Annotated in this window: 20 protein-coding genes; 10 read left to right on the plus strand and 10 right to left on the minus strand. The window is 41.4% G+C overall.

Annotated features, from left to right (window positions below):
• Positions 1–26: 26 nt before the first annotated feature.
• The 3 genes from KFT32_RS13540 (at position 27) to KFT32_RS13550 (ending at position 3,542) form a co-directional block, all read left to right on the plus strand.
• The gene (locus KFT32_RS13540; RefSeq protein WP_249435876.1) at positions 27–440 is read left to right on the plus strand and encodes a PaaI family thioesterase; all 414 of its coding nucleotides are present in this window, start codon (positions 27–29) and stop codon (positions 438–440) included.
• Between the two features lie 121 nt (positions 441–561).
• Positions 562–2,247, plus strand: coding sequence for a glycoside hydrolase family 13 protein (locus KFT32_RS13545; RefSeq protein WP_211747754.1), 1,686 nt, complete (start codon positions 562–564; stop codon positions 2,245–2,247).
• A gap of 176 nt (positions 2,248–2,423) precedes the next feature.
• On the plus strand, positions 2,424–3,542 hold the full coding sequence (locus KFT32_RS13550; RefSeq protein ID WP_211747755.1) for a WD40/YVTN/BNR-like repeat-containing protein: 1,119 nt from the start codon (positions 2,424–2,426) through the stop codon (positions 3,540–3,542).
• A gap of 114 nt (positions 3,543–3,656) precedes the next feature.
• Here the strand turns inward: KFT32_RS13550 and KFT32_RS13555 are convergent, their stop codons facing one another.
• On the minus strand, positions 3,657–4,205 hold the full coding sequence (locus KFT32_RS13555) for a recombinase family protein (RefSeq protein ID WP_211747756.1): 549 nt from the start codon (positions 4,203–4,205) through the stop codon (positions 3,657–3,659).
• 191 nt (positions 4,206–4,396) lie between these two features.
• Between KFT32_RS13555 and KFT32_RS13560 the strand changes: the two genes are divergently transcribed.
• The 3 genes from KFT32_RS13560 to KFT32_RS13570 all read left to right on the plus strand — a co-directional run bounded on the left by KFT32_RS13560 (position 4,397) and on the right by KFT32_RS13570 (position 8,134).
• On the plus strand, positions 4,397–5,860 hold the full coding sequence (locus KFT32_RS13560) for a SulP family inorganic anion transporter (RefSeq protein ID WP_211747757.1): 1,464 nt from the start codon (positions 4,397–4,399) through the stop codon (positions 5,858–5,860).
• A 171-nt stretch (positions 5,861–6,031) separates the two neighbouring features.
• A complete protein-coding gene (locus KFT32_RS13565) occupies positions 6,032–6,571 on the plus strand; it encodes a PadR family transcriptional regulator (protein WP_211747758.1) in 540 nt (179 codons plus the stop codon).
• Between the two features lie 48 nt (positions 6,572–6,619).
• Positions 6,620–8,134 carry an MDR family MFS transporter gene (locus KFT32_RS13570; RefSeq protein WP_211747759.1) on the plus strand — a complete coding sequence of 505 codons (1,515 nt, stop codon included), beginning with the start codon at positions 6,620–6,622 and terminating at the stop codon, positions 8,132–8,134.
• 122 nt (positions 8,135–8,256) lie between these two features.
• On the opposite strand, the gene KFT32_RS13575 is transcribed toward KFT32_RS13570, so the two are convergent.
• The 5 genes from KFT32_RS13575 to KFT32_RS13595 form a co-directional block, all read right to left on the minus strand.
• Positions 8,257–9,078, minus strand: a complete 822-nt coding sequence (locus KFT32_RS13575) for an SPL family radical SAM protein (RefSeq protein WP_211747760.1) — start codon at positions 9,076–9,078, stop codon at positions 8,257–8,259.
• A 141-nt stretch (positions 9,079–9,219) separates the two neighbouring features.
• Entirely contained in the window at positions 9,220–9,906 is a 687-nt protein-coding gene (locus KFT32_RS13580) for an ABC transporter ATP-binding protein (protein WP_211747813.1), read from the minus strand.
• 14 nt (positions 9,907–9,920) lie between these two features.
• Positions 9,921–11,021, minus strand: coding sequence for an ABC transporter permease (locus tag KFT32_RS13585; RefSeq protein ID WP_211747761.1), 1,101 nt, complete (start codon positions 11,019–11,021; stop codon positions 9,921–9,923).
• A 142-nt stretch (positions 11,022–11,163) separates the two neighbouring features.
• Positions 11,164–12,552, minus strand: coding sequence for a HAMP domain-containing sensor histidine kinase (locus KFT32_RS13590; protein ID WP_211747762.1), 1,389 nt, complete (start codon positions 12,550–12,552; stop codon positions 11,164–11,166).
• Positions 12,549–13,226, minus strand: coding sequence for a response regulator transcription factor (locus KFT32_RS13595; protein WP_211747763.1), 678 nt, complete (start codon positions 13,224–13,226; stop codon positions 12,549–12,551). Before KFT32_RS13595 ends, KFT32_RS13590 begins: the two co-directional genes overlap by 4 nt.
• Before the next feature lie 237 nt (positions 13,227–13,463).
• Here KFT32_RS13595 and KFT32_RS13600 point away from each other — a divergent pair, with 237 nt between their 5' ends.
• The 3 genes from KFT32_RS13600 to KFT32_RS13610 all read left to right on the plus strand — a co-directional run bounded on the left by KFT32_RS13600 (position 13,464) and on the right by KFT32_RS13610 (position 17,900).
• On the plus strand, positions 13,464–14,321 hold the full coding sequence (locus KFT32_RS13600; protein WP_211747764.1) for an aldo/keto reductase: 858 nt from the start codon (positions 13,464–13,466) through the stop codon (positions 14,319–14,321).
• Between the two features lie 179 nt (positions 14,322–14,500).
• Positions 14,501–15,682, plus strand: a complete 1,182-nt coding sequence (locus tag KFT32_RS13605) for a NupC/NupG family nucleoside CNT transporter (RefSeq protein ID WP_211747765.1) — start codon at positions 14,501–14,503, stop codon at positions 15,680–15,682.
• Between the two features lie 181 nt (positions 15,683–15,863).
• Complete coding sequence (locus KFT32_RS13610) at positions 15,864–17,900, plus strand: catalase (RefSeq protein WP_211747766.1); 2,037 nt, start codon at positions 15,864–15,866, stop codon at positions 17,898–17,900.
• Positions 17,901–17,982: 82 nt separating this feature from the next.
• Here the strand turns inward: KFT32_RS13610 and KFT32_RS13615 are convergent, their stop codons facing one another.
• Entirely contained in the window at positions 17,983–19,200 is a 1,218-nt protein-coding gene (locus KFT32_RS13615; protein ID WP_249435877.1) for a CynX/NimT family MFS transporter, read from the minus strand.
• Positions 19,187–19,891: a FadR/GntR family transcriptional regulator gene (locus tag KFT32_RS13620; protein ID WP_211747767.1), complete on the minus strand. Its 705-nt coding sequence runs from the start codon at positions 19,889–19,891 to the stop codon at positions 19,187–19,189. The genes KFT32_RS13615 and KFT32_RS13620 overlap by 14 nt, the downstream gene beginning before the upstream one ends.
• 211 nt (positions 19,892–20,102) lie before the next feature.
• On the opposite strand from KFT32_RS13620, the gene KFT32_RS13625 reads away from it, so the two are divergent.
• Complete coding sequence (locus KFT32_RS13625; protein WP_211747768.1) at positions 20,103–20,999, plus strand: hypothetical protein; 897 nt, start codon at positions 20,103–20,105, stop codon at positions 20,997–20,999.
• A 48-nt stretch (positions 21,000–21,047) separates the two neighbouring features.
• On the opposite strand, the gene KFT32_RS13630 is transcribed toward KFT32_RS13625, so the two are convergent.
• Positions 21,048–22,271: a NupC/NupG family nucleoside CNT transporter gene (locus KFT32_RS13630; protein WP_211747769.1), complete on the minus strand. Its 1,224-nt coding sequence runs from the start codon at positions 22,269–22,271 to the stop codon at positions 21,048–21,050.
• Between the two features lie 319 nt (positions 22,272–22,590).
• On the minus strand, positions 22,591–23,334 hold the full coding sequence (locus KFT32_RS13635; protein WP_481856335.1) for an AraC family transcriptional regulator: 744 nt from the start codon (positions 23,332–23,334) through the stop codon (positions 22,591–22,593).
• Positions 23,335–23,407: the final 73 nt, after the last annotated feature.

The following is a 23,407-nucleotide window of genomic DNA, read 5'->3' on the forward strand; positions in this document are numbered from 1 at the left end:
CTGGGACAGAGAAGGAGGCTCTTTCCATGGAGAGTACAGAAGGCAAGCAATATATTGAATCTATGACGAAAGCCGCGGAACCTACGTTTTGGGGGTACCTTGGATGTGAGCTTACTGAAATTAAAGAAGATGAGATTATTGTTACTTTACAACCAGAGCCACATCATCTAAATCTCATGGGTATTGTTCACGGAGGGGTTCTTTCTTCGCTGATGGATAACGCTATGGGCATTGCAGTTATGGTAAGACGTCCTGGAGAATCTTCGGTTACAAGTAATCTGAATGTCCATTTCGTCAAACCGGCCAAGAATGGGCCGCTTACGGTTACCGCAAAAATTGTTCATGAAACTGGACGATCCCTAACGACCGAATCACGAATCGTAGATCGTGATCAAGAACTGGTTGCACTCGGTACGGGATCGTTTCGAATTACGAAATAGAAAGAAGATTTGAACTCACTGAGGGAGATATCTCATGGTGAGTTCTTTTTTTATTGTTTATGATTTTGGGTAATAATACATTTTTAGATGATAGTTATGTATGTAAGGGGCTGTTAACACGATGAAGAAACAGTGGTGGAAAGAAAGCGTAGTTTATCAAATTTACCCACGCAGCTTTATGGATTCCAATGGAGATGGTGTTGGTGATTTGAAAGGAATCCTCTCTAAACTGGATTACCTGAAAGACCTTGGCGTAGATGTCATTTGGCTCTGTCCTGTTTATGACTCACCAAATGATGATAATGGATACGATATTCGTAACTATAAAGCCATTATGGATGAGTTTGGCACAATGAAGGATTGGGAAGATTTGCTGGAAGGACTGCATGAACGTGGAATGAAGCTCATTATGGATCTTGTTGTAAACCATACATCGGATGAACATGAGTGGTTCCTCGAAGCGCAAAAATCCAAAGATAACCCTTACCGGGATTATTATATATGGCGTTCTGGCGAAGAAGGCAAGGAGCCGACAAACTGGATGTCTTATTTTCGAGGTTCGGCTTGGGAAAAAGATGAGAATACAAATGAGTTCTATCTGCACCTGTTCTCTAAGAAGCAGCCTGATTTGAATTGGGAAAATGAGAAAGTGCGTAAAGAAGTATATGATATGATGACCTGGTGGCTGGATAAAGGAATCGACGGATTCCGGATGGATGTTATTAATATGATTTCGAAAGATCAGCGTTTTCCAAATGCCGCTAAAGAACATGAGAACGATCATTATGCCTGGGGCGGTTCCTATTTTGTGGATGGACCAAGAGTTCATGAATTTCTGCAAGAGATGAACCGTGAAGTATTGTCTAAATATGATGTAATGACTGTAGGAGAATGTTTGGATGTCCCTCCTGAAGAAGCGCTGCGTTATGTGGGTGAAGATCGAAAAGAACTGAATATGGTCTTTCATTTTGATCTCATGAATGTGGGCTGTGGACCTGAAGGAAAATGGGATATCATCCCCTGGAAGCTTACAGACTTCAAGAAAGTGATGCATCAGTGGCAAACAACGCTAGATGGAAAAGGATGGAACAGCCTGTATCTCAATAACCATGATCAGCCCCGTATGGTATCGCGATTCGGTGACGATCGGAACTATCGCATAGAATCTGCAAAACTGCTGGCGACCTTACTGCATACGCTGCAAGGAACTCCTTATATTTATCAGGGAGAAGAGATTGGAATGACCAATGCCCGGTTTTCGTCCATTCAGGATTACAAAGATATTGAGACACTGCAAATGTACAGAGAATATAAAGAAAAAGGGCACACAGAACAATCACTACTAAAGTCTATTCACGAGCGTAGCAGGGACAATGCCAGAACTCCAATGCAATGGAATGGTGGGAAACAGGCAGGATTCACAACAGCAGAGCCTTGGATTCGGGTAAATCCGAATTATAAGGAAGTGAATGTAGAGCAAGCTTTAGCTGAACCAGATTCGATTTACTATTATTATAAGAAACTGATTCAGCTTCGCAAGCAACATGACGTCATCGTTTATGGTAATTACCGACTGCTGTATGAGGATGATGAACAAATCTATGCTTACTTGCGTACGCTAGATAAGGACAAGTTGCTCGTCATTTTGAATTACTCGGATCGGGAGGCAAACTTTAATTATCCATCTGATTTTGTCGGTAATAAGAAACAATTATTGATATCTAATTATTCCGCCATAGAGGATGCAAACAATGAGGGAGTGACTCTTCGTCCGTATGAGGCTAGAGTATATAAACAGACACTATAATTTCATACTTTGTTTGATACGAAAAAACAGGCGAGCTATAGAAATTTCGTCTGTTTTTTTTATTGGATTTTTTCGTAATTCTTGTATGGTACTGATTACATATGAGCATATGGTTTAAGTACATAGTAGGGTAATTACTAAATGAACATCAGAGAAAAAGACAGGAGGCACTACCTATGAAACCAAGAAAATTAGCAAAAGGAATTACAGCACTTGCACTCACTGCCGCGATGACAATGAGTGTAGCTCCAGCAGGGGCTGCTCCATCTTCAGCGGATGATTTATTGGGTAACAAGCCAGCTGGTTCAGAAAAATTTCAATTTAGTGATATTCAGTTTTTAACAGGGAGTACAGGAAGAGCTGCCGGAAATGGGTTCATGATTGGGACTTCGGATTCCGGGGACGAGTGGCAATCGATATATAAAGGTACATGGCAATTTACACAGCTGGATTTTATTAATAATACGACAGGTTGGATGCTTGCCAAATCTGCAGAGAATGGTCCCAATGCATTACTCTATACTAAAGATGGAGGCAAGACACTAACCAAAATCAAGACAGGTTCGATGAATCTTGAACGTATCGACTTTAAGAACGAAAATATTGGGTTTGGCTATTCTAAAGCCTTCACCTACAGCACTACGGACGGCGGGCAAACATGGACGAAAATGAAAACACCGGCGAATACCAGATATGCTGAGTTCTCAGATCCGAAGAACGGGTATGCACTTGAAGTCGTTCCGGGTTATGGATATAAAATTCATAAAACATCGAATGGCGGTAAGAACTGGAGCTCCGTTTTATCCGTACCTTCTAAAGAAATCAGCGGTGGAGAAATTGCTGTAGAGGGGCATCAAGTATGGGTGCGTCTGAACGGCGGTGCAGGTATGTCGCAACAATCTTATGCACTATATTCATCGAATAATGCAGGTAAGGATTGGACGAAAGTGATCAGTCAAGATACAGCAGGCGGTGGAAATGCGCCAGGTAATTCAAGTGGTGTCGTTAAAGAAGGCCCAGCTTCTCCTGGAGGTCACCCTAGTAACCTATCCATATTTGGGGGAGTTGCTTATCTTGGAGGATTCTCCCCAGCGGGTGAGAAGATTGGAGTGGGGCGTTCTGATAAATCAGGAAAAACTTGGACCAACATGCCTTCTATCACCGGAATTGAAAACGATATTGATTTTGTAAATGGAAAAACGGTATGGATGGCAGATACTAGCTCTGAAGGGGCCATTTATCTGACCAAGGACGGGGGGAAAACCTGGACTCCGAAACTGAAGATTAATAAGTGACAGTAAGTAACAACATGAATTATTAAATAATCTGCAATATTGCATTATAAAAAAGAGCTTTTCTACCAAGCATCATGGCGGAAAAGCTCTTTTTCTTCATTAAACTAGAGATTATTAATTCTCTGAATCCAGATAGCGATAAAGCGTGGATTTGCTAATTCCCGTTTCCTCGCGGATTTGCGCAAGACTATACTGATTACTCTGATACATTACTATGGCTCTTTTTACATTATCGTCTGCTTTCCGAGGACGTCCTGGGTTATTTCCTTTTTGCTTGGCTTCATAAAGCCCCTTTTTTGTCTTTTCACTAATGACATCACTTTGAAAATCGACTAGATGTTTGACGATATCCGGAAAAGGATATCCTTCGGGTCTACTTGTATCAATCCCCTCAAAAAGAGAGCAGATATATGCTTTTTTCTTTTCAAGCGTTTGCAAGAGTTCAACGAGATGCCTTGTAGAATCGGCGAGTGCAAACAATTTGTATACGACGATAATATCTCCTGGTTTTAGATCGCTGATTAATTGATCGAGATCATTTCTTCTTTTGGCGGATGCGTGTTCTTCTACGACAAGTTTATCACAAGATAACTTACCTAAATTGCTTGTCTGAATGCTCAGATCAGCGTCATCCTGATAGGGTCTCATATATCCGATATACATAGGTGTTTCTCCTAAATTACACTTTTTAATTATTATCATAACATAATCATTAGTATCAAAAAGGTTCCATTTAGGAACGATTCGTGATAGACTAACGAAGGATTTTTATTACAGTTATTTAGTATAGTCTGGCCTTATGGGATTGAGAAGGACTACCTAAATATATTTAAAAGAAGAGGTGTGGAGTAAAGTTGGTAGAGCGATGGAGAAGTAATTGGTTTTTTAATGTAAGAGCAGATATTTTATCCGGTATGGTCGTTGCATTAGCATTAATACCGGAAGCGATTGCTTTCTCCCTGATTGCAGGGGTTAGTCCCATGATTGGACTCTATGCTTCCTTCTGCATAGCGATCATCATTTCTTTTGTAGGTGGAAGGCCAGCCATGATATCAGCAGCAACGGGTGCAATGGCGCTTGTGTTAGCTCCGCTGGTGAGGGATCACGGACTTGAGTATATGCTTGCAGCTACTATATTAACAGGGATTATTCAGTTCTTGCTTGGTGTATTCAAGGTGGCTCGTCTCATGAAATTTATACCTAGAGCGGTAATGATCGGTTTTGTAAATTCGCTCGCTATTCTTATATTTATGGCTCAGGTTCCTTATTTCTGGGGAAAATCCTCTATGACCTATTTATTTTTAGGAAGTACGCTATTTATTTTGTATTTTGTACCGCGGTTCCTAAAGTCTATTCCTGCACCTCTTATTGCCATTGTAGTGCTAACTGTAGTTTCGGTCATGACAGGTGTTCATCTCCAAACCGTAGGAGATATGGGCACCATTACACAAACGTTGCCTGCCTTTTTGTTTCCTGATGTGCCTTTGACATGGAATACACTACAAATTATTATGCCTTATTCTTTTGCATTAGCGCTTGTAGGGCTGCTTGAGTCATTACTGACTTCATCCATTATTGATGATATGACGGATACGAACAGCGACAAGAATAGAGAAGCAAGAGGGCAAGGGATTGCAAACTTCATTAACGGTTTTTTTGGAGGAATGGCTGGATGTGCAATGATTGGTCAATCGGTCATCAACGTAAAATCGGGTGGAAGAAGTAGGTTATCTACCTTGGTCGCTGGACTTTTTCTCATGTTTCTAATTCTTGTTCTTGGTGATCTTGTCGTACTTATGCCAATGCCCGTACTCGCAGGGATCATGGTTATGGTATGTATCGGTACTTTTAACTGGTCTTCATTTAGTTATTTGAAAAAAGCACCGAGAGGGGACGCCTTTGTTATGCTCGTAACGGTTATCATCGTTGTAGCGACCCATGATTTATCCAAAGGGGTTATCGCAGGTGTTCTGCTCAGTGCCATTTTCTTTGTAGCCAAGATTTCAAAACTTGAAGTCGTCAGACAAGAGAAAGACGATTTACATTTATATCATGTAAAAGGTCAGCTATTCTTTGCCTCTACGCAGAGTTTTGAAAAAGCATTCGATACGACAGTGCAGGATCAGCATATCGTCATTGATTTTACGAACTCCCATATTTGGGACGACTCCGGTGTCGGTGCGATTGATAAAATAACACTTAAATATTACGAGAATCGAAATGAAGTGACTTTAAAAGGACTTAATGAATCGAGTCAGAAGATGCTTCATAAACTAGCTCTTTTTCCAGAAAATACGGCTAAAAGCGTCAGTTCGTAAATTGGCAATTCATTAAAATGTAAACCGCCTGATATAACTACAGGCGGTTTTTTGTGGTGCAATTCAAGTATTGATTTTTATATCGCAGCGATATATTATAATAAAGTCATATATCGCTACGATATATTTGTCCGGATGGCGTGACAAATTGAAACAAGGAGGCTATTTTCGTTGTATGAACTATTTGTTCTGGGTGAGCTGATGGATAGACCTATGCATGGCTACAAACTGCATCAGATTTTATCTAGAATTATAGGTCCAACAAGGCAAGTTAGTTGGGGGGTACTATACCCGCTCATACAAAGACTTGAAAAAGACAATTTTATAGAGATGTCAGGCAAAGATGGAAACAAGAAGATTTATCGTATTACGGAAGCAGGCAAAGAACAGTTTTTGCATTTAATGGACGAAAATACGATATATAATGCCGATGCAAAAGATGTTTTTGATATCAAATTTGCAAATCTCCATCATATATCTAGCCGGCATCAAGAGCAGATCTTCGAGGAATACAGACAGTATTTATGTTTTCTTCAAGAGCACTATGATTATGGATTGCAGATGATTTCAAGTAATACCGCCATTAGTGAGAGCGAACGCAGAAGTATTTTAAGAACAATAAACCATCGTCTGCATTTCGTTAGATCAGAGATTTCCTGGCTTGAAAATCAGCTAATGGAGCTATTGAGTGAACAAGGTGGAGAGGAATAACAATCCCATCCACATGTAATATTTAGATAAGAATCAGGAGATGAAAATATGGAGAAGAAGCGAGCTTCTTTTGTAACAGCAGGTCTGTTACTCGGGATTTTTGCTGCAGCCGTTGATAACACAATTGTGGCTACAGCGATGGGGACGATTGTAGGTGACCTTGGTAACTATGATCAGTTTATATGGGTTACCGCAGCTTATATGGTAGCAATGATGGCAGGGATGCCGATTTACGGTAAATTGTCAGATATGTATGGTAGGAAACGTTTTTTCTTGTTTGGTCTCGTCGTATTTATTGTGGGTTCAGCACTTTGCGGATTGTCTCAAAGTATGGGACAGTTAATCGCATTTCGAGTCATTCAAGGTATAGGCGGCGGTGCTTTGATGCCAATCGCTTTTACGATTATTTTTGATCTGTTTCCTCCTGAAAAACGCGGTAAGATGACCGGGCTTTTAGGTGCAGTGTTTGGACTGTCGAGTGTTGTTGGACCTTTGTTAGGTGCTTTCTTGACGGATACATTTAGCTGGCACTGGATCTTCTATGTTAATCTTCCGATTGGGATCGTATCGATCTTCTTCATTGCTAAATATTATAAGGAGACATTGGAACATCGGAAACAGAAGATTGACTGGGCGGGTGCCTTTACACTGGTACTTGCGATTGTATGCTTTATGTTTGCGCTGGAACTCGGCGGCGGTAAATATGCTTGGGATTCTGCTGTTATCATCTCGTTAATTGCGGTTGCTGTTGTGTCCTTTATCATCTTTATTTTCGTAGAGACGAAGGCTGAAGAGCCGATCATTCCATTTTGGATGTTTAAGAAACGTCTCTTTGCAGCATCACAAGCACTTGCCTTTATTTATGGTGCAACCTTTATTATTCTTTCCGTATTTATTCCGATCTTTGTGCAAGCCGTATATGGAGGATCTGCAACGAACGCAGGAATTGTGCTGATGCCAATGGTGATTGGAACGGTTATTGGTAGCATGATTAGTGGGATTACGCAGTCCAAAGTGCGGTTCCGTACGCTGATGATTTTTTCTGTCTTCAGTTTTCTAATCGGGATGATTTTACTATCGACCATGACACCGGATACGACAAGACTTGTTTTGACGATATATATGTTTATTGCCGGTTTCGGTGTTGGTTTCTCATTCTCACTGCTTCCGACCGCGTCGATCAACAACTTGTCACCAAGATTTCGCGGAACAGCGAACTCAACGAACTCTTTCCTACGTTCGTTTGGTATGACGGTTGGTCTTACAATCTTCGGAACGGTTCAGACTCATTCCTTTACGAAACGTCTTAGTGAAGCGTTTGGTGGAAATAGTACCGGTTTTGGTGGTGGAGAAATGAATACAAGAGAAATTTTCACACCAGAAGGACGTGCAAAAATTCCACCTGAGGTACTTGATAAGATTACTCAAGCGATGTCTGATTCCATTACACATGTGTTTCAGATTGCGATCATACCGATTGCGATTGCTGTCGTTGTTGTATTCCTAATGGGAAAAGAACGTGCGCAAACGAGTTCGACAATAGAAATGAAAGAGTCAGCTTAAGTAACTTGCTGGGCTACGCTCATCATAAAAAAGAACGCCATGAGATATTATCTCATGGCGTTCTTTTCATTATATAATCGAATCCTTCATCGTCAATCAGTATAAATACAGTCCCGTTACAATTAGAAAGGAGCAAATCCCTCTTGACTGATTCGTACTCTGTCTTCTGGAAAAACTTCAAGCATTCGGGATACAACTACTTTGTAAGCTTCACGATTGTACCAATCGCTGAAGCCAAGCTCTTCATATTTGGCACGTATTCCGAGCTGCTGAGTACGTTTTCCTTGAGCTCCATCCCCCATGAAGAAGTCATCAATACATACTAGGTCCACCACAGGGCGGAGAAGTTCAGGAAATGCCTCACTACTAGGCAGGACGGGGGCTATGGCAACCTGTGTAGGTATGCCTTCCTCTCGCAGCCTTTGAAGTGCATTCAAACGTGCTTGAACGGGAGGAGCGGATGGAGAAAAATGCTTGCGAACGTCATCCAGATCTGTTTCCACGGTCATGCTAACCCGTACATGAGTTCCGAGCTGTTTTAACAGGTCAATATCTCTTTTTACGAGTGGACTCCGTGTCTGAACGAGCAAAAAGTCAGGAGGATACCCGGTCATGACTTCGAGTAAAGATCGAGTGATTTCTTCTTTATATTCAATCTGTTGATAGGGGTCCGTACTGGAGGACATAAAGATCGTAACGGGTCCTTTTTTCTTTTCTCGTATCAGCTCTTTTTGCAGCAAGGCAGCACTTTGTTTTTTGATATCAACCCACGTTCCCCACTCTTTTCCCCGAAACAAGGAAACTGGCATTTTGCGTACATAACAGTAGGAACAGCCAAAAGCGCAGCCGGTATATGGATTGAGAGAGTGGGAGTAACCTGCTAGAAAGCCAGTCCCTTTATTTAATAAAGTTTTGGGTTGTTTATCCGTATAATCAATCTGCATTAATAAGATCACCTCAAAATTGAATCCATATGTCTATTCTACAAGGAAGTGTACTGAAAATCGAATGAGTGTCCTGATCTAATCTACGGTCAAAATAAAAACAGCAGCCTTCATGAAAAGGCTGCTGCTGTCTGATATAGATTAATGCTGGAATGCGGGCTGTTCAGTCAGCACTCCGTCTTCCATATATACGACCCGGTCACAGAGATCAAGCATACGAGTATCATGCGTAACCATGATTGCGGATTTATTACTTTGTTTTACTTCTTGTGCAAGCATTTCTACTACAGCACGGCCTCGCTCTGAATCAAGACTTGCAGTCGGTTCATCAGCAAGCAGAATTTCAGGATCATTCATCCAAGCTCTAGCGATCGCGACACGCTGACGTTCGCCACCGGAGAGGTTTTCTGGATAAGCATGTGCTCGATGCGCCAAGCCAAGCCTTTTCAGCATCTCATCGGCTTTTTGATTGGCTGCTTTCCCTTTCTTACCAGACAATTCAGCGATCAAAAGAAGTTGATCTTTCACTGTTAGATAAGGAATGAGGTTCGCGGATTGGAATACAAATCCTATTTTATCTAGCCGTATTTCGTTCATTTTTTTTTCAGAGAACTGGCTTAGATCTTGACCGCCAATCACAATTCGTCCACTCGAAGGTGCCAGAAGCGCACCTGCAATAGAGAGGAACGTACTTTTCCCGGATCCAGATGGACCAACGAGCGCAATAAACTCTCCTGCTTTGACATTCAGGGTTACATTCTTCAGTACTTGAATGGAGGAATCTCCATCTCCGAATGTTTTCGTAATGTTCTCTAGTTGTAATTTCATATTCGCAGTGTTCATTATGCAGCCCTCCCAATTGCTTCGATAGCGTCAATTTTGGCAACACGATATAGTGACAATAGTGATCCGAGAATGGATACAACAATAAACAGGACAGAACAAAGAGCTACGAGTGATGGGCTCAGGTCAAATGGCATACTTGCCGGAAGAATGGCAGCTACCCCATAAGTTAGAGCAATACTTACCACGAGACTTACGATCGTTAATAACAAAATCTGTGATACTACATTCCGCACGAGATATCCCGTTTTGGCACCAATGGCTTTAAGAACGCCAAATTGATTCATTTTTTGAATAGTAATGACGTAGAAGAATACCGCCAGTACAAAAGCTGCAATGACAAACAAGAAAGCAATCATCATCAGAAGCGAACCTTGTTCTTCCTTATAACCCGGAATTCCAGATAACGCATCATCTTTGGCGATAACTTCAATGTCCTTAATCTGACTTATTTGATCTGCATTGTCTTGGGTAGTCTGCAAGGCAATCGCATTAAAATGATAGATTTTACTGTTTGGATCCGCATCATGAAGGGCAAACCATCCTGCCATATTCATATGAATGACTGGGCTGTGGCTATAAGATTGACCTTCTGAAAATCCTACAATCGTGAAGGTTTTGCCGGAAGATTGATCTTCAATGCGATCGCCGATTGCGTATCCTTCTTCCTTCAAAGTAACATCCGCCACGACTTCTTCAGCAGATTTATTATCAATCATTTTACCTTCTACAATGGTAGGTGCGATAAAACTGTTGGTATCAATGGCAAAGAAGGTAGCATCCGTTTTGGTATTAGAACCTTCTTTGGTTAAGGTGCTCATTTGTAGACCGAGCGGTGTAGCACCTTGTTCACCCGTTATGGATCTTACCTGATCCAGTATTTCATTCGATAAGAGGGATCGATTAAGCCTCAAATCGGATTCATTCTGCAGAACGATATAATCTGCGTCCATATTTTGCAGAGCTGAAGCATTGTCATTGCCGAGACCCTTGGCAAGACCGGATACAAACAGTACGAGCCATGCAATGAGTACCATGATGAGTCCGATCAGAAGATAGCGTAATTTTGAGTGTTTCATTTCTCGTAAAGCCAAAAACATACGGTTCAACTCCATTCCTTAAGCATTCTATATTTTGTGAGAATTGATATCTCACCTACCACTTAAGTATCGAGCCGGAATATGAACGGAGCATGAACAGCGTATTACAGATAACCATGCCAATAAACCTCCCTGGAATAAATTATTCCGGGGAGGAGATAGGAATCGATATTTGAATGAGAGTTCCTTTACCTAATTGACTCTGAACGACAATATTCCCATCATGCATATCAATAATGCGTTTAACGATAGCTAACCCAAGACCACTACTTCCTTCGGTGCGTAGTCTTGCTTTATCTGCTTTGTAGAATCGATTGAAAATATAAGGGATTTCTTCGTCGTGCATTCCAATGCCGGTATCCTCAATTTCAATCCAATAATGTTGCTCTTTTTGATAACTCCGAATTCGTACAGTCCCTCCTGGTTCTGTGAACTTAATACTGTTGGTAATCAAATTAACCCATACCTGATGCATCCATTTCGGATCGGCGTATATTGGAGCGGAAGCGAGGTGAAGATCCATTGCGATATCTTTTTCTCGCCAATTCCATTCGAGCATATAGACTACCTGTTTGATCTGATCCGCCGCAGAATACATTTGTTTATCCATAATTGAATCTTCTTTATCCAGGGAAGCCAGTGTGAGCAGCTGTTTACTTAATTGGGAGAGTCTGCGGCTTTCGGCAGAAATAATATCAAGATAATGCAAACGATCTTCTTCTGTTAACTGGTCGGACTTCAAACGCTCGGAAAAACCTTGAATGGAGGTGAGAGGCGACTGGATTTCATGTGATACGTTAGATACGAACTCTTGCCGCATCGATTCGAGCTGTTCCAAGCTTTTGGCCATTTGTGAAAAATGATTCGCAAGCATCCCAATCTCATCACGTCTATTTACATTCAATTTGAAATGATAGGTACCTTTTGCAAGCTGCTTCGTCGCTTCAGTTAAGCGAGAGATAGGTTTTACAATGTATCTTGTGCTGACAAATACAAGTAAGATACTGATCAGTGTAGTCAGGACAAGAAGGAGTGCAAAGAAAATACGCATTTCACCGAATTGCAGCTCAACATTGGGACGAACAAAAAGGGCTTGTGTCTGTCCGTCAACGACGATAGGCATTCCAATAGAATTGCTTAGTGCATTGTCAAAAAATCCTGTAATAAAGACCCCTACAGGAAAGGCAACAATCCCATGATATACGTATCCATTTAGCACCTTTTGAATTTTATCCGTCCTGAGATCTTCTTTTCGAAAAGCGCCTCCATAAAATGTTCCTTGATCAACGGTTTCAGCAAGATAGATTTGATATCCGAGCTCTCCAACGCTTGTAAGGTAGGCAGGGAGGTTGACTTCAGGATTCTGTTCATAGAAATGAATGATATCTGATGTGATGTCCGTCATTTTCTCATCATTGTATGGTTTAAGATTGAACTGATAATAAGCATTAGAGATAACGAACGCCATTAGACTACTAAGCAGCATTACCAGAACGGTGGTAAGTACGATTCGAAGGTACAGAGTTTTCAATGTGAGCAGTCCTCCAGTTTATAACCAATTCCTCGAATTGTTTTGATGACAAAATCCTCGCTTCGATGCTGGAATCGTTCTCTCAGACGTTTGATATGTACATCAACTGTGCGATCATCCCCGCTAAAGTCAGCACCCCAGACTAAATGAATCAGCTCTTCTCTGGAGTAAATCCGATCAGGGTAGCTTGCAAGTTGAGACAATAATTCAAATTCTTTCATCGGTAGCATGAGGAGTTGATCCTCGCAATAGACCTCATAACTGTCTCGATCGATGATCGTTTGGCCAAGCTTTATTTTCTGCGAGTTTACCATCCGATAACGCCGAAGCAGTGCTTTGATGCGGAAGATGAGTTCTTTTGGCTCAAAAGGTTTCGTAACATAATCATCCGTTCCAACGGCAAATCCTTTTTCTTTGTCAACGAGCTGATCTTTGGCAGTAAGCAAAATTACGGGAACATCGTAATAAGTTCGAATTTCCTCAACGAGCTGGTACCCGTCTTTACCAGGCATCATGACATCAATAACAGCTAAGTGAATTTGTTCGGTTGAAAGAAGAGAGGAAGCAATATCTCCGTTAGCTGCCTCGAATACAGTGTAACCTTCTGCAGATAAATAAAAATGAACGAGCTCACGAATATGTACATCATCATCGGCTACTAAAATGTGAATCATTGGGATCATACCTTTCTTTTGCATCAATCTTATATAGTGTCTGTTATAAAAATAATATAATAAATCTTTTGTTAGAGGGATATTTCCTTTCGAATCTAGGGTAATGTAGACATAACCAAAGGTGGTTCAACAAATTATCTTATACTCACCATTGCAGAAAGGCAAATGAGCAAGATCACCATAGAGATCAGTCTGCCGTGATCTGCATAACGAAAACATGAGAGAGGATGAATGAACATGATCAAAAGACAAACGGTAAAGCTTCCAGATGGTACAGTGCTTCCGGCAATAGGGCAAGGGACATGGCATATTGGAGATGATCCATCGAAAAGGAATACAGAAATAGCAGCACTCAGACGGGGTGTTGAACTCGGAATGCATGTTATTGATACAGCCGAAATGTACGGTGAGGGTCTGTCTGAGGAATTAGTGGGTGAAGCCATTCACGGGATACGGGATGAAGTATTCCTTGTGTCCAAAGTATATCCGCATAACGCGGGAAAAAACCGGATGATTACGAGCTGTGAACAGAGTCTTAGAAGATTAAAAACGGATCACCTTGATCTGTATTTGCTACACTGGAGAGGTGACATTCCACTTGCAGAGACGGTTGAAGGAATGGAACGCCTCGTAGAAGATGGGAAAATTGCCCGCTGGGGCGTATCGAACTTCGATACGAAGGACATGGAGGAGTTGTTACGAGTAAAAAATGGAGATCATTGCATGGTAAATCAAGTGCTGTACCACCTCGGTTCTAGAGGGATTGAAGTGGATCTCATGCCTTGGCATAAGGAACGGAACATCCCGCTCATGGCGTATTCCCCTTTAGCACAAGGAGGCAGTTTGCGGAAGGAATTAGTACAAAATGAGATCGTTACAAAAGTAGCGGCGAAGCACAACATCAGCCCATTTCAGTTGCTACTTGCTTGGTGTGTAAGATCTGGACAAGTTCTTGCCTTACCCAAATCTTCTAGTGAAAAGCATGTAAAAGAGAACGCAGCAGCGTATGAAGTTATGCTGACGAAAGAGGATCTTGAACAACTCGATCATGCTTTCCCAGCGCCTTCTAACAAGGTACCGCTTGATATCATTTAAAAAGGTTCGTGCAAAATTATAGGCATCTTCATTGGACTCAACTATGAATTGATTTTTATAGTAAAGAATAAATAAGAGTCAATATGACCACCATACGATATGTAATCGTGCGGTGGTCTTTTTTGTGTGCCATTACCCGAAAAGACAATAAAACTTCTGGAAAAAGGGGCTTGTTATTCATGTCAGTTCTCATCGGTATCGTTGGAATACTGTTATTACTCGGGCTCAGCTATCTAATGAGCAACGATAAAAAGAATATCAACTACAAGGCCATCGGCGTATTGTTTGTCATTCAATTTTTGGTAACTTTGCTGATGTTCAAAACGACTTTTGGTAACACAATTGTGGAAGCTATTTCGAATGGTGTTTCTAACGTTCTTGAGTATGGATATGAAGGAATTCGATTTGTACTTGGTGGACTCGTACCGGATGATGGCAGCGTGTTTTTTATTAACGTTCTTATGCTGATCATTTTCACATCCACACTTCTTTCGATCCTTACCTATATCAGAATATTGCCAATAGCAATCAAATACATAGGCGGTGCTTTGGCTAAGATTACTGGATTATCAAAAGTAGTTACGTTCAACAGTGTAAACAGTATTTTTTTCGGACAATCCGAATCGTTCTTAGCCATTAAATCTCATCTGGATAAAATGAATGATAATAAATTGTTTGTAGTATCCACTGTTGCGATGGGGAGTGTATCCGCTTCGATCATGGGTGCATATATCACCATGATTCCTCCGCAGTATGTTCTGGTAGCTATGATGCTGAATGCACTGTCTGGGCTAATTATTACTTCCATTATCGCCCCTACAAAAGAAGTAGAAGAAGAGGTAATTGACATTAAAGATGCCACTACTTCGAAATCATTTTTTGAAGCCGTATCCGTAGGGGCACTTGATGGGGGGAGAATAGCGCTTATCGTAGCTGCAATGTTAGTAGCTTATGTTGGTCTGATAGCTCTCGTCGATGGGTTACTTAGTTCAGTTATCGGGCTGTCTTTTACTCAGTTGTTAGGCTATGTATTCAGTCCAATTGCTTATATGATGGGCATTCCTGGGGAAGAGGTGAGAACAGCAGGAACCATTATGGGGACCAAGCTTGCAACCAACGAATTTGTAGCTATGCTTGAATTCCAACCGTTAATTGGTCAGCTTTCCCCGAAGACCGTGGCTGTCGTTTCTTCATTCCTCGTTTCTTTTGCAAACTTTAGTTCCATTGGGATCATCTCTGGTTCCATTCAAGCTTTGAATGGAGAAAAGGCAAAAGTCGTAGCTACTTTTGGACTGAAAATGCTACTTGCAGCTACGATGGTTTCGATATTGACAGCTACAATGGTGGGACTGTTCTCCTGATGTTAGAAGGTAGGGTGCAATTTAATAGTAAAAGCAGCAAAACGAAGACATTGGTCTTCGTTTTTTTGTATTTGCACAAGGTCCAAGCAATAAATGGTTAGGATTAGTAAAGGCTTATAAAATCGAATTAGTAGTAATGATCTTACTTATGTCTTCGTAAATATAATGTTGAGGTGATTACATGAGCGAAGATCGGAAAAATGAGAACAAAAAAACAGAACAGTTACAGCCGTTTGTTCGTGAAAATTTCGGTAAACCGCTTAGTTCTAATGAGGGAGTCAAAATCTCAGATGATGAAAATTCATTAAATGCAGGCGATCGTGGTCCTACGTTGCTTGAAGATTTTCTTATGCGTGAGAAGATGACTCATTTTGATCGAGAACGTATTCCGGAACGAGTGGTTCATGCTCGGGGGTACGGAGCACACGGTGTTTTTCAAGTATATGAATCTCAAGAAGAATTGACAATGGCCCATTTTCTGCAAGATCCAAACGTGAAAACCCCTGTATTTCTTAGATTCTCCGAAGTGGCAGGTTCCAAGGGAGCCAACGAAACGAATCGGGATGTACGCGGCTTTGCAACCAAATTCTATACCGAGGAAGGGATTTTCGATTTAGTAGGTAATAACATCCCCATCTTTTTTATTCAGGACGGAATTAAATTTCCTGATCTGATTCATGCGCTGAAACCGGAGCCGGATAACGAAATTCCACAAGGGCAGACCGCACATGATACGTTCTGGGATTTTATCACTTCTAACCAGGAGTCCGCTGCTATGTCCATCTGGATTATGTCGGACAGGACGATCCCGCGCAGCTTCCGGATGATAGAAGGGTTTGGCGTACATACCTTCCGTTTCGTGAATAAGCATGGAAAATCGAGGTTCGTCAAATTTCATTGGAAGCCTCTACTCGGACTCCATTCCTTAGTATGGGATGAGGCACAGAAGTTGGGAGGAGCAGATCCAGATTTTCACCGAAGAGACCTTTGGGAAAATATCGAAGCAGGTAACTTTCCCGAATGGGAACTGGGTGTGCAGGTCATTGAGGAAGAAGAAGAGTTTAAATTTACATTTGATATTCTAGATGCGACTAAACTGTGGCCAGAGGAGATTGTTCCTGTTCGTATCATTGGCAAGATGACGCTTAACCGAAATGTGGATAACGTCTTTGCTGAGACGGAGCAAGTTGCCTTACATCCGGGTAACATCGTAAGAGGGATCGATTTTACGAATGATCCATTACTACAAGGCAGATTATTCTCTTACACAGATACTCAAGTCTATCGTGTTGGAACTAATTTCCAACAACTCCCCATTAATAGACCTGTCTGTCCAGTTCATAATAACCAAAGGGATGGAGACGCTAGATATGTCATTGACAAAGGAAAAGTTGCTTATCATAAAAATTCACTCGCTGATAATACTCCATTCACCGTTCCCGGAACGGAAGGAGGTTTTGTAACTTATCCGTCTTTAGTTAATGGATACAAAGTACGAGCAACAGCCCCTAGTTTTCAGGATCACTATTCACAAGCTAAATTGTTCTGGAACAGCATGAGCGAAGTGGAGAAACACCATATCATTGATGCTTATTCCTTTGAACTGGGCAAAGTAAATTCGATCGAAGTACGTCAGAAACTCGTGGATATGCTGGCTCATATTGACAGGGTGCTCGCTGTACGTGTTGGTGAGAATTTGACATTACAACCTGCGGATGTTCCAGAGTCTCCTGTAACGGATTCGAGTCCAGCACTTAGTATGGCGAATACTCGCTTCCTTCCAAACACACTGAAAGTAGGCGTGATGGTGGATGAAGGATTTAAAGGAGATGAGACGAGACGCATCCTCGAGCAGTTAATAAGATCGGGATTAAAACCAGTAATTGTCAGTGTTAGAAATGGGATGATTCGAGATGATAAAGGAGAGCAGTGGACAGTAAATGCAAGTTTTCTTACCGGTTCTCCGCTCTTGTATGATGGGCTCTACCTTGTTGGCAGTGACAACGCAGATCCCTATTTTAACAATAGGGCAAGAGCATTTATTGTGGAATCGTATAATCATTTTAAGCCGATTGGCAGTTCGCCTTCGGGAGAGAAATTGCTTAGGGAACTTGGAGTCGTGGGTAAACCGGGCGTTATCATTCAGCATTCTCCGGATTCTTTTTCTAAGGAATTTACGGAAGCGATGGCAAAACAACGTTTTTGGGATCGCTATTGAAGTGAATGATTAAAACATAAAAAAAGAGCGTATCTCTAGGAGTACGAAGAGAATACGCTCTTTTTATTTCACAACTTACAATTTATTTATTTTCGCTAACGAATCTGTTTTTGGCAGCCCCTAGCCCGCAGAGGAATATGATCATACTCGCTGCAAACAATAGTAAAAGTGGAATTGTCCAATTAGCCGTTATATCGTGCAAATAACCAAACATCATAGGACCTACTGCCGCCATGAGGTACCCAATGGACTGGGCCATTCCTGATAATTCGGCTGCTTCCCCAGCCGTTTTGGTACGAAGATTGAAGAACATCATAACGAGACCAAAGGAAAAGGCGCCTGCAATTCCAATGAGTGAAACCCATAGAGGAACGAGGGCCGTATTTCCGAAGATTAGACCCAGAATACCTGCGGTATACAGCAGGGCAGTGACATACACGAGCGGAAGCTGACTCTTCATCCGACTTGCCAGGATCGGTACGAGGAAGGTAAATGGCAACATAGCAAACTGAGTGAGGGACAACATCCATCCCGCTGTGTCAGCCACCATTCCCCGGTCCATAAGAATTTCTGGCAACCAAGTAACGATATTATAGAAAATAAAAGATTGAAGTCCCATGAAGATCGTGATCTGCCAAGCAAGAGGAGACTTCCACATGTTCACGTGAGATTCATAAGATGCAGAAACAGCTGCACTACGGCGTACTGATCTCATACGCGGTAACCAGCTCACAATGGCAAGAAGGGTAAGGATTACCCAACAGGAGAGAGCACCTTTCCAGCCAATTCCAAGCCCAACTGCCAGAGGAATGCTGATTCCCGAGGCGAGAGCACCACATATATTCATAGAAAGGGTATAAGCACCGGTCATCACCCCCACTTTATCAGGGAATTCTTGTTTGACTAAGCCGGGTAAAAGAACATTACATACCGCAATACCAAGTCCGACGAGTAGTGTGCCTAAAAAAAGAGATCCCGCACCGAAAAAGGTTCGACCAATTGCTCCAAAAGCTATAAATAGTAACGCACATAAAATAACCTTTTCCATGCCAAACTTGCGTGCCAGTTTCGATGCAAACGGGGAAAGAATAGCGAAGGCTAGCAGAGGGACCGTTGTAATCATGCCTGCTAAGGTGTTAGAAATTCCGGTGGATTCCTTAATTGAACCGAGTAAAGGTCCTATGGAAGTAATGGGAGCCCTTAGATTAGCTCCTACTAGAATAAGTGCTAATACAAGAATGAAACTTTCGCTCATTCTCCATTCCAGCCGCGTTGAAGCGGTTTTTTCAGTTGATTTCATTACTGCTGCCTCCATGTTTAATAAAATGTAGTTTAGATTCTTCGATGTAATTATGGACAGCATCTACAGCTCGTGCTTGATCTTGCTCTTCTATTGCTCTCATCAGTTGTTCATGCGTATCCTGAAAGTGATCATCGATACCAGAGATAACAGAGATCTCAGTGACAATTTCTTTGAGCGCACCTGTAACATGTTCATATAGATCCATAAGAAGGTCGTTTCTTGTTGCGGCTACAATTGCCCGGTGAAATTCTACATCCCACTCGGCAAAAGCTTCGTATTGCTCATTACGTATTGCTTCATTTCGATGATCGAGACAGGAACGAATTTGTTCAAGGTCTTGCTTTGTTCTTCTGTCTGCCGCAAGATAGGCCGCTTCCCGTTCCAATGCATAACGTACTTCTAGAGAACGGATAAAATCCGTTTTTCGAACCCGTTTATGTAAAACAGGACCAAGAGCGCTGGAAGCAGAGACATAGGTTCCATCCCCTTGTCTTGTTTTTAAGAGTCCTGCATGAGTCAACGCTTTAATGGCTTCTCTTAGCGTATTGCGGCTAACTTGCAGCTCTTCCATCAATTGAGGCTCAGGCGGAATTCGCTTCCCTACAGGCCATTCACCCGATTCAATCAATTGTTCAATCTGATCAGCGATCTGTTCTGTCAGCGACTGACGGCTTGTTTTCTTTAGCATATTCACCCTCCTTCAAAACAAACGTAGGATGTTTGGTTCTTTTGGTATTATAGCTTATTCAGTTCAAAAAAGAAAAGGTTGATTTTTCAAGGAGGCTGGGCATCGAATAGGTATGCGAGCTACTAGTTGTCTCATCATATATAGATTTATACGTACTAAACGCAACTCATTTGTACTTCCTCGCGTTTATTTAACATAAGGAGGTGTTACTATGAGAAATGGCACAAAAAGAGGGTCAGCTGTTCTTGTTGCACTCTTAGCACTTATGCTGGCAGCCTGTGGGCAGAATGGTGGGAGCAGTCCTTCACCAGACCCTGGTTCAGATCAGGAGAGTAATAGGCCTTCCGAGCCGGAAGTGAATCTGAAGGAAGCAAGTGGAACATTTACTGGACTGGCAGATCCGCATACCGTAGAAATTGTTCTTGATAACGGGGAGCCGACAGAGTTCCAATTTGACGAATCCTTGCAAGAGGCGGTTGCTGGTCTTCAAGAGAACGACACCGTTTCAATCAAATATGAAGAGAAGGCAATCGAAGGGGAAGAAAATGTAAAACAGTTAGTACTTGCTGAGATTACGAAGACAGGTTCAGACAGTGGCACAGGCTCAAGTGAAGGAAACACAGATTCGGAAAGTCGTCCTGAAACGAAAGAACTAACGCTTACTCTAGAAGGCATGACGGAGAAGAAGGAAGCGAGTCTGATTCCAGCGGCGGATGGATATTCCCTATATGTGTTTGATAGTTTCACTTTTAATCCAGAGACAGGTTTATTAACGATGGACGTGGATCCCAATTATGCAGTGAAAGTAGAGAAACTCTCTTCGGGTGCTAACCTTGAATCTCTTAAAGAAGAAGGAACGAACCAGCTCTCTGAGTATGGTACCGTTGAAGAACTTACAGAAGAGAAGAGACCTGAAGCAATGAAGGATTCGACACTGTTCCTTACTGCAAAAGAAGAAGCGAATGGGACGTCACATCAATATATTGTAAAAGAAATGGATGGTAATGGATTTGTTTTTCACGTTACGATCCCAGAAGGGGAACCTTCAGAAGGTTTTGAACCTCATGTATACGCAAGTTTAAATACGATTGAACTTGATAGTGAATAAGTAGAAGAAAAAACGACATTACTTTGAGAAAGTAATGTCGTTTTTCTATTAACCGATAATCATACCTGCAATAGCGGCGCTTAAACAAGAAGCTAATGCGCCTGCCATGATGGCTTTTACACCTAAACGAGCGATGTCAGGTCTGCGTTTAGGTGACAGTTTGCCAAGTCCTCCGAGTAAAATTCCTAGGGAAGAAATGTTAGCGAAACCACAAAGTGCAAAGCTTATAATCACCACTGTTTTTGGAGATAAAGTATCGATAATTGGAGCGAAATTGCTGTATGCCACAAACTCATTAATTACTAATTTTTGACCGATAAAGTTACCTGCTATCAAAGCTTCATCCCACGGAACGCCAATGATAAATGCCAAAGGAGCAAATAGATAGCTCAAAATCAGCTCAATGGATAATTGGTCAAATCCAAACCAACCTCCTACAAAACCTAAAATACCATTAACTAGAGCGATTAAAGCGATGAAAGCAAGCAGCATAGCCCCAACGTTAAGAGCAAGTTGAAGACCAGTAGATGCACCATTTGCAGCAGCATCAATCACATTTGATGATTCTTCATCTTTTGCCATTTCAAATCCTTCAACATCTTCTTGACTTTGTTCAGTTTCAGGAATCATGATTTTAGCTAGTACTAATCCAGCTGGAGCAGACATAACACTTGCGGCAAGTAAGTATTCTAAAGGTACACCAAGCAAAGAATAACCTACTAACACACTACCCGATACTGAAGCCAATCCACAGACCATAACGGAGAATAATTCGGAAGTAGTTAATTTATCAATGAAAGGTTTAATCACGAGAGGAGCTTCTGTACAACCTACAAAGATATTTGCAGTTGCGGAAAAAGATTCAGCTTTTTTAGTCCCAAGTAATTTAGAAAGTCCGCCTCCAACATATTTGATCACAAATTGCATAATACCTAAGTAATATAAAACGGATATTAAAGCAGAAAAGAAAATAATGATACCTAGAACATTAAATAAGAAAACATGGGTAATGCCTGATTCAGGTGTATAAATCCCACCAACCAAGAAGTTAATTCCTTCGTTAGCGTATCCGATTACTGCATTGACCCCATCCGTTACCTTTTGTAGAAAAGCTCTACCTAATGGCCATTTTAAAACAATAAAAGCAAATGAAATTTGAATGGCTAAAGCAACTGCAATGGTACGGAAATTAATTTTTCTTTTGTTGGTGGAAAAAAGAAACGATATGCCCAAAATACATAAAATCCCTAACGAACCCCACAAATAATTCACTATGCCACCTCATGAACATTAATTTTCCCAATAACAACGGTGTTATCGAGGATATCAAATATATCAAATGTGGAATATGATTTTCAAGAGGTTAAATCAGGCGGAAACGAACATAAAATAACAAATTTATTATAATGTTCGTTTTTATGGAGATTATAGTTTTGGTTTCTCTATATTATTTAGTATTTTAATGAAAAAAGAGAAGAGTAATATTCGTGTTTTAGATAATAAGTGGCATTTAAGACAATCTCTTGATATGAATGTATTCTAATCTATTTCCTTGTCTTTAATTTTATAGAGTAAGAGATTGCCTCTTTTTTTAATCCATAAAAAATCGTTGGCGATATTTTCGAGGGGAGATTTTTTCTTGTTTGGTAAAACATAAGGTAAAATAAGCGGCTTGGTTAAACCCTACTTCCTCTGCAATACGGCTAATAGTGTAATCCGTCTGTACAAGTAAAAGCTTGGCCTGTTCAATTCGATACCGCAAAAGGTATTCAACAGGAGAACATCCATACTCTTTTTGCATACAGCGAGCAATATAGACGGGATGAAAATTGATTTGAACTCCCATAGTTTGTGCTTTGAACTCTTCTCTGAAGTGCTTGCGCAAGTAACTTGCAGCTTTCTCGGCACAGGCAGAAGATGGAGAGGACTTGGATTTTTCCCCGGTAGCAGCAAGGAGCTCAATCAGTTCTTGAAAAAGGACCTGCTGTTTCCAGAGCGCCTGCGACTGATGCCCACTTTGCACGAGCCCTGTTAACGTCTCCAGCAGTTCTTCAGTACGTTCCATTTGCGACAAGCGTCCACATTGAGGGATTTCAATTGTAAAATAATTAGGGGTCATGATTTGAAGTTCATTAACGTCTTCCTTCTGATGGATCTGTAGCTTATCAGCACTCCATTCCCCGCTCGTTTGAAAGTGCAGCCAGTAATAGGTAGTATCTATAGAACATTCCTTGGTCCCATAGTGATGTGCGTCAGGTCTCAAAATAAGATACATACCTGATTCTACTTCATAATTTTCACCGTTCTCCATCACATCGAGTTGACCATGGATCACAACCAAAAGGTCAAAAATACCAATGTTCTTTCGGTTGGGCTGTTACCTGCATCAGGGGCTTTACAAAGACCGC

The sequence above is a fragment of the Paenibacillus sp. Marseille-Q4541 genome (assembly GCF_018310695.1).
In the GTDB taxonomy this organism is placed as follows: domain Bacteria; phylum Bacillota; class Bacilli; order Paenibacillales; family Paenibacillaceae; genus Paenibacillus.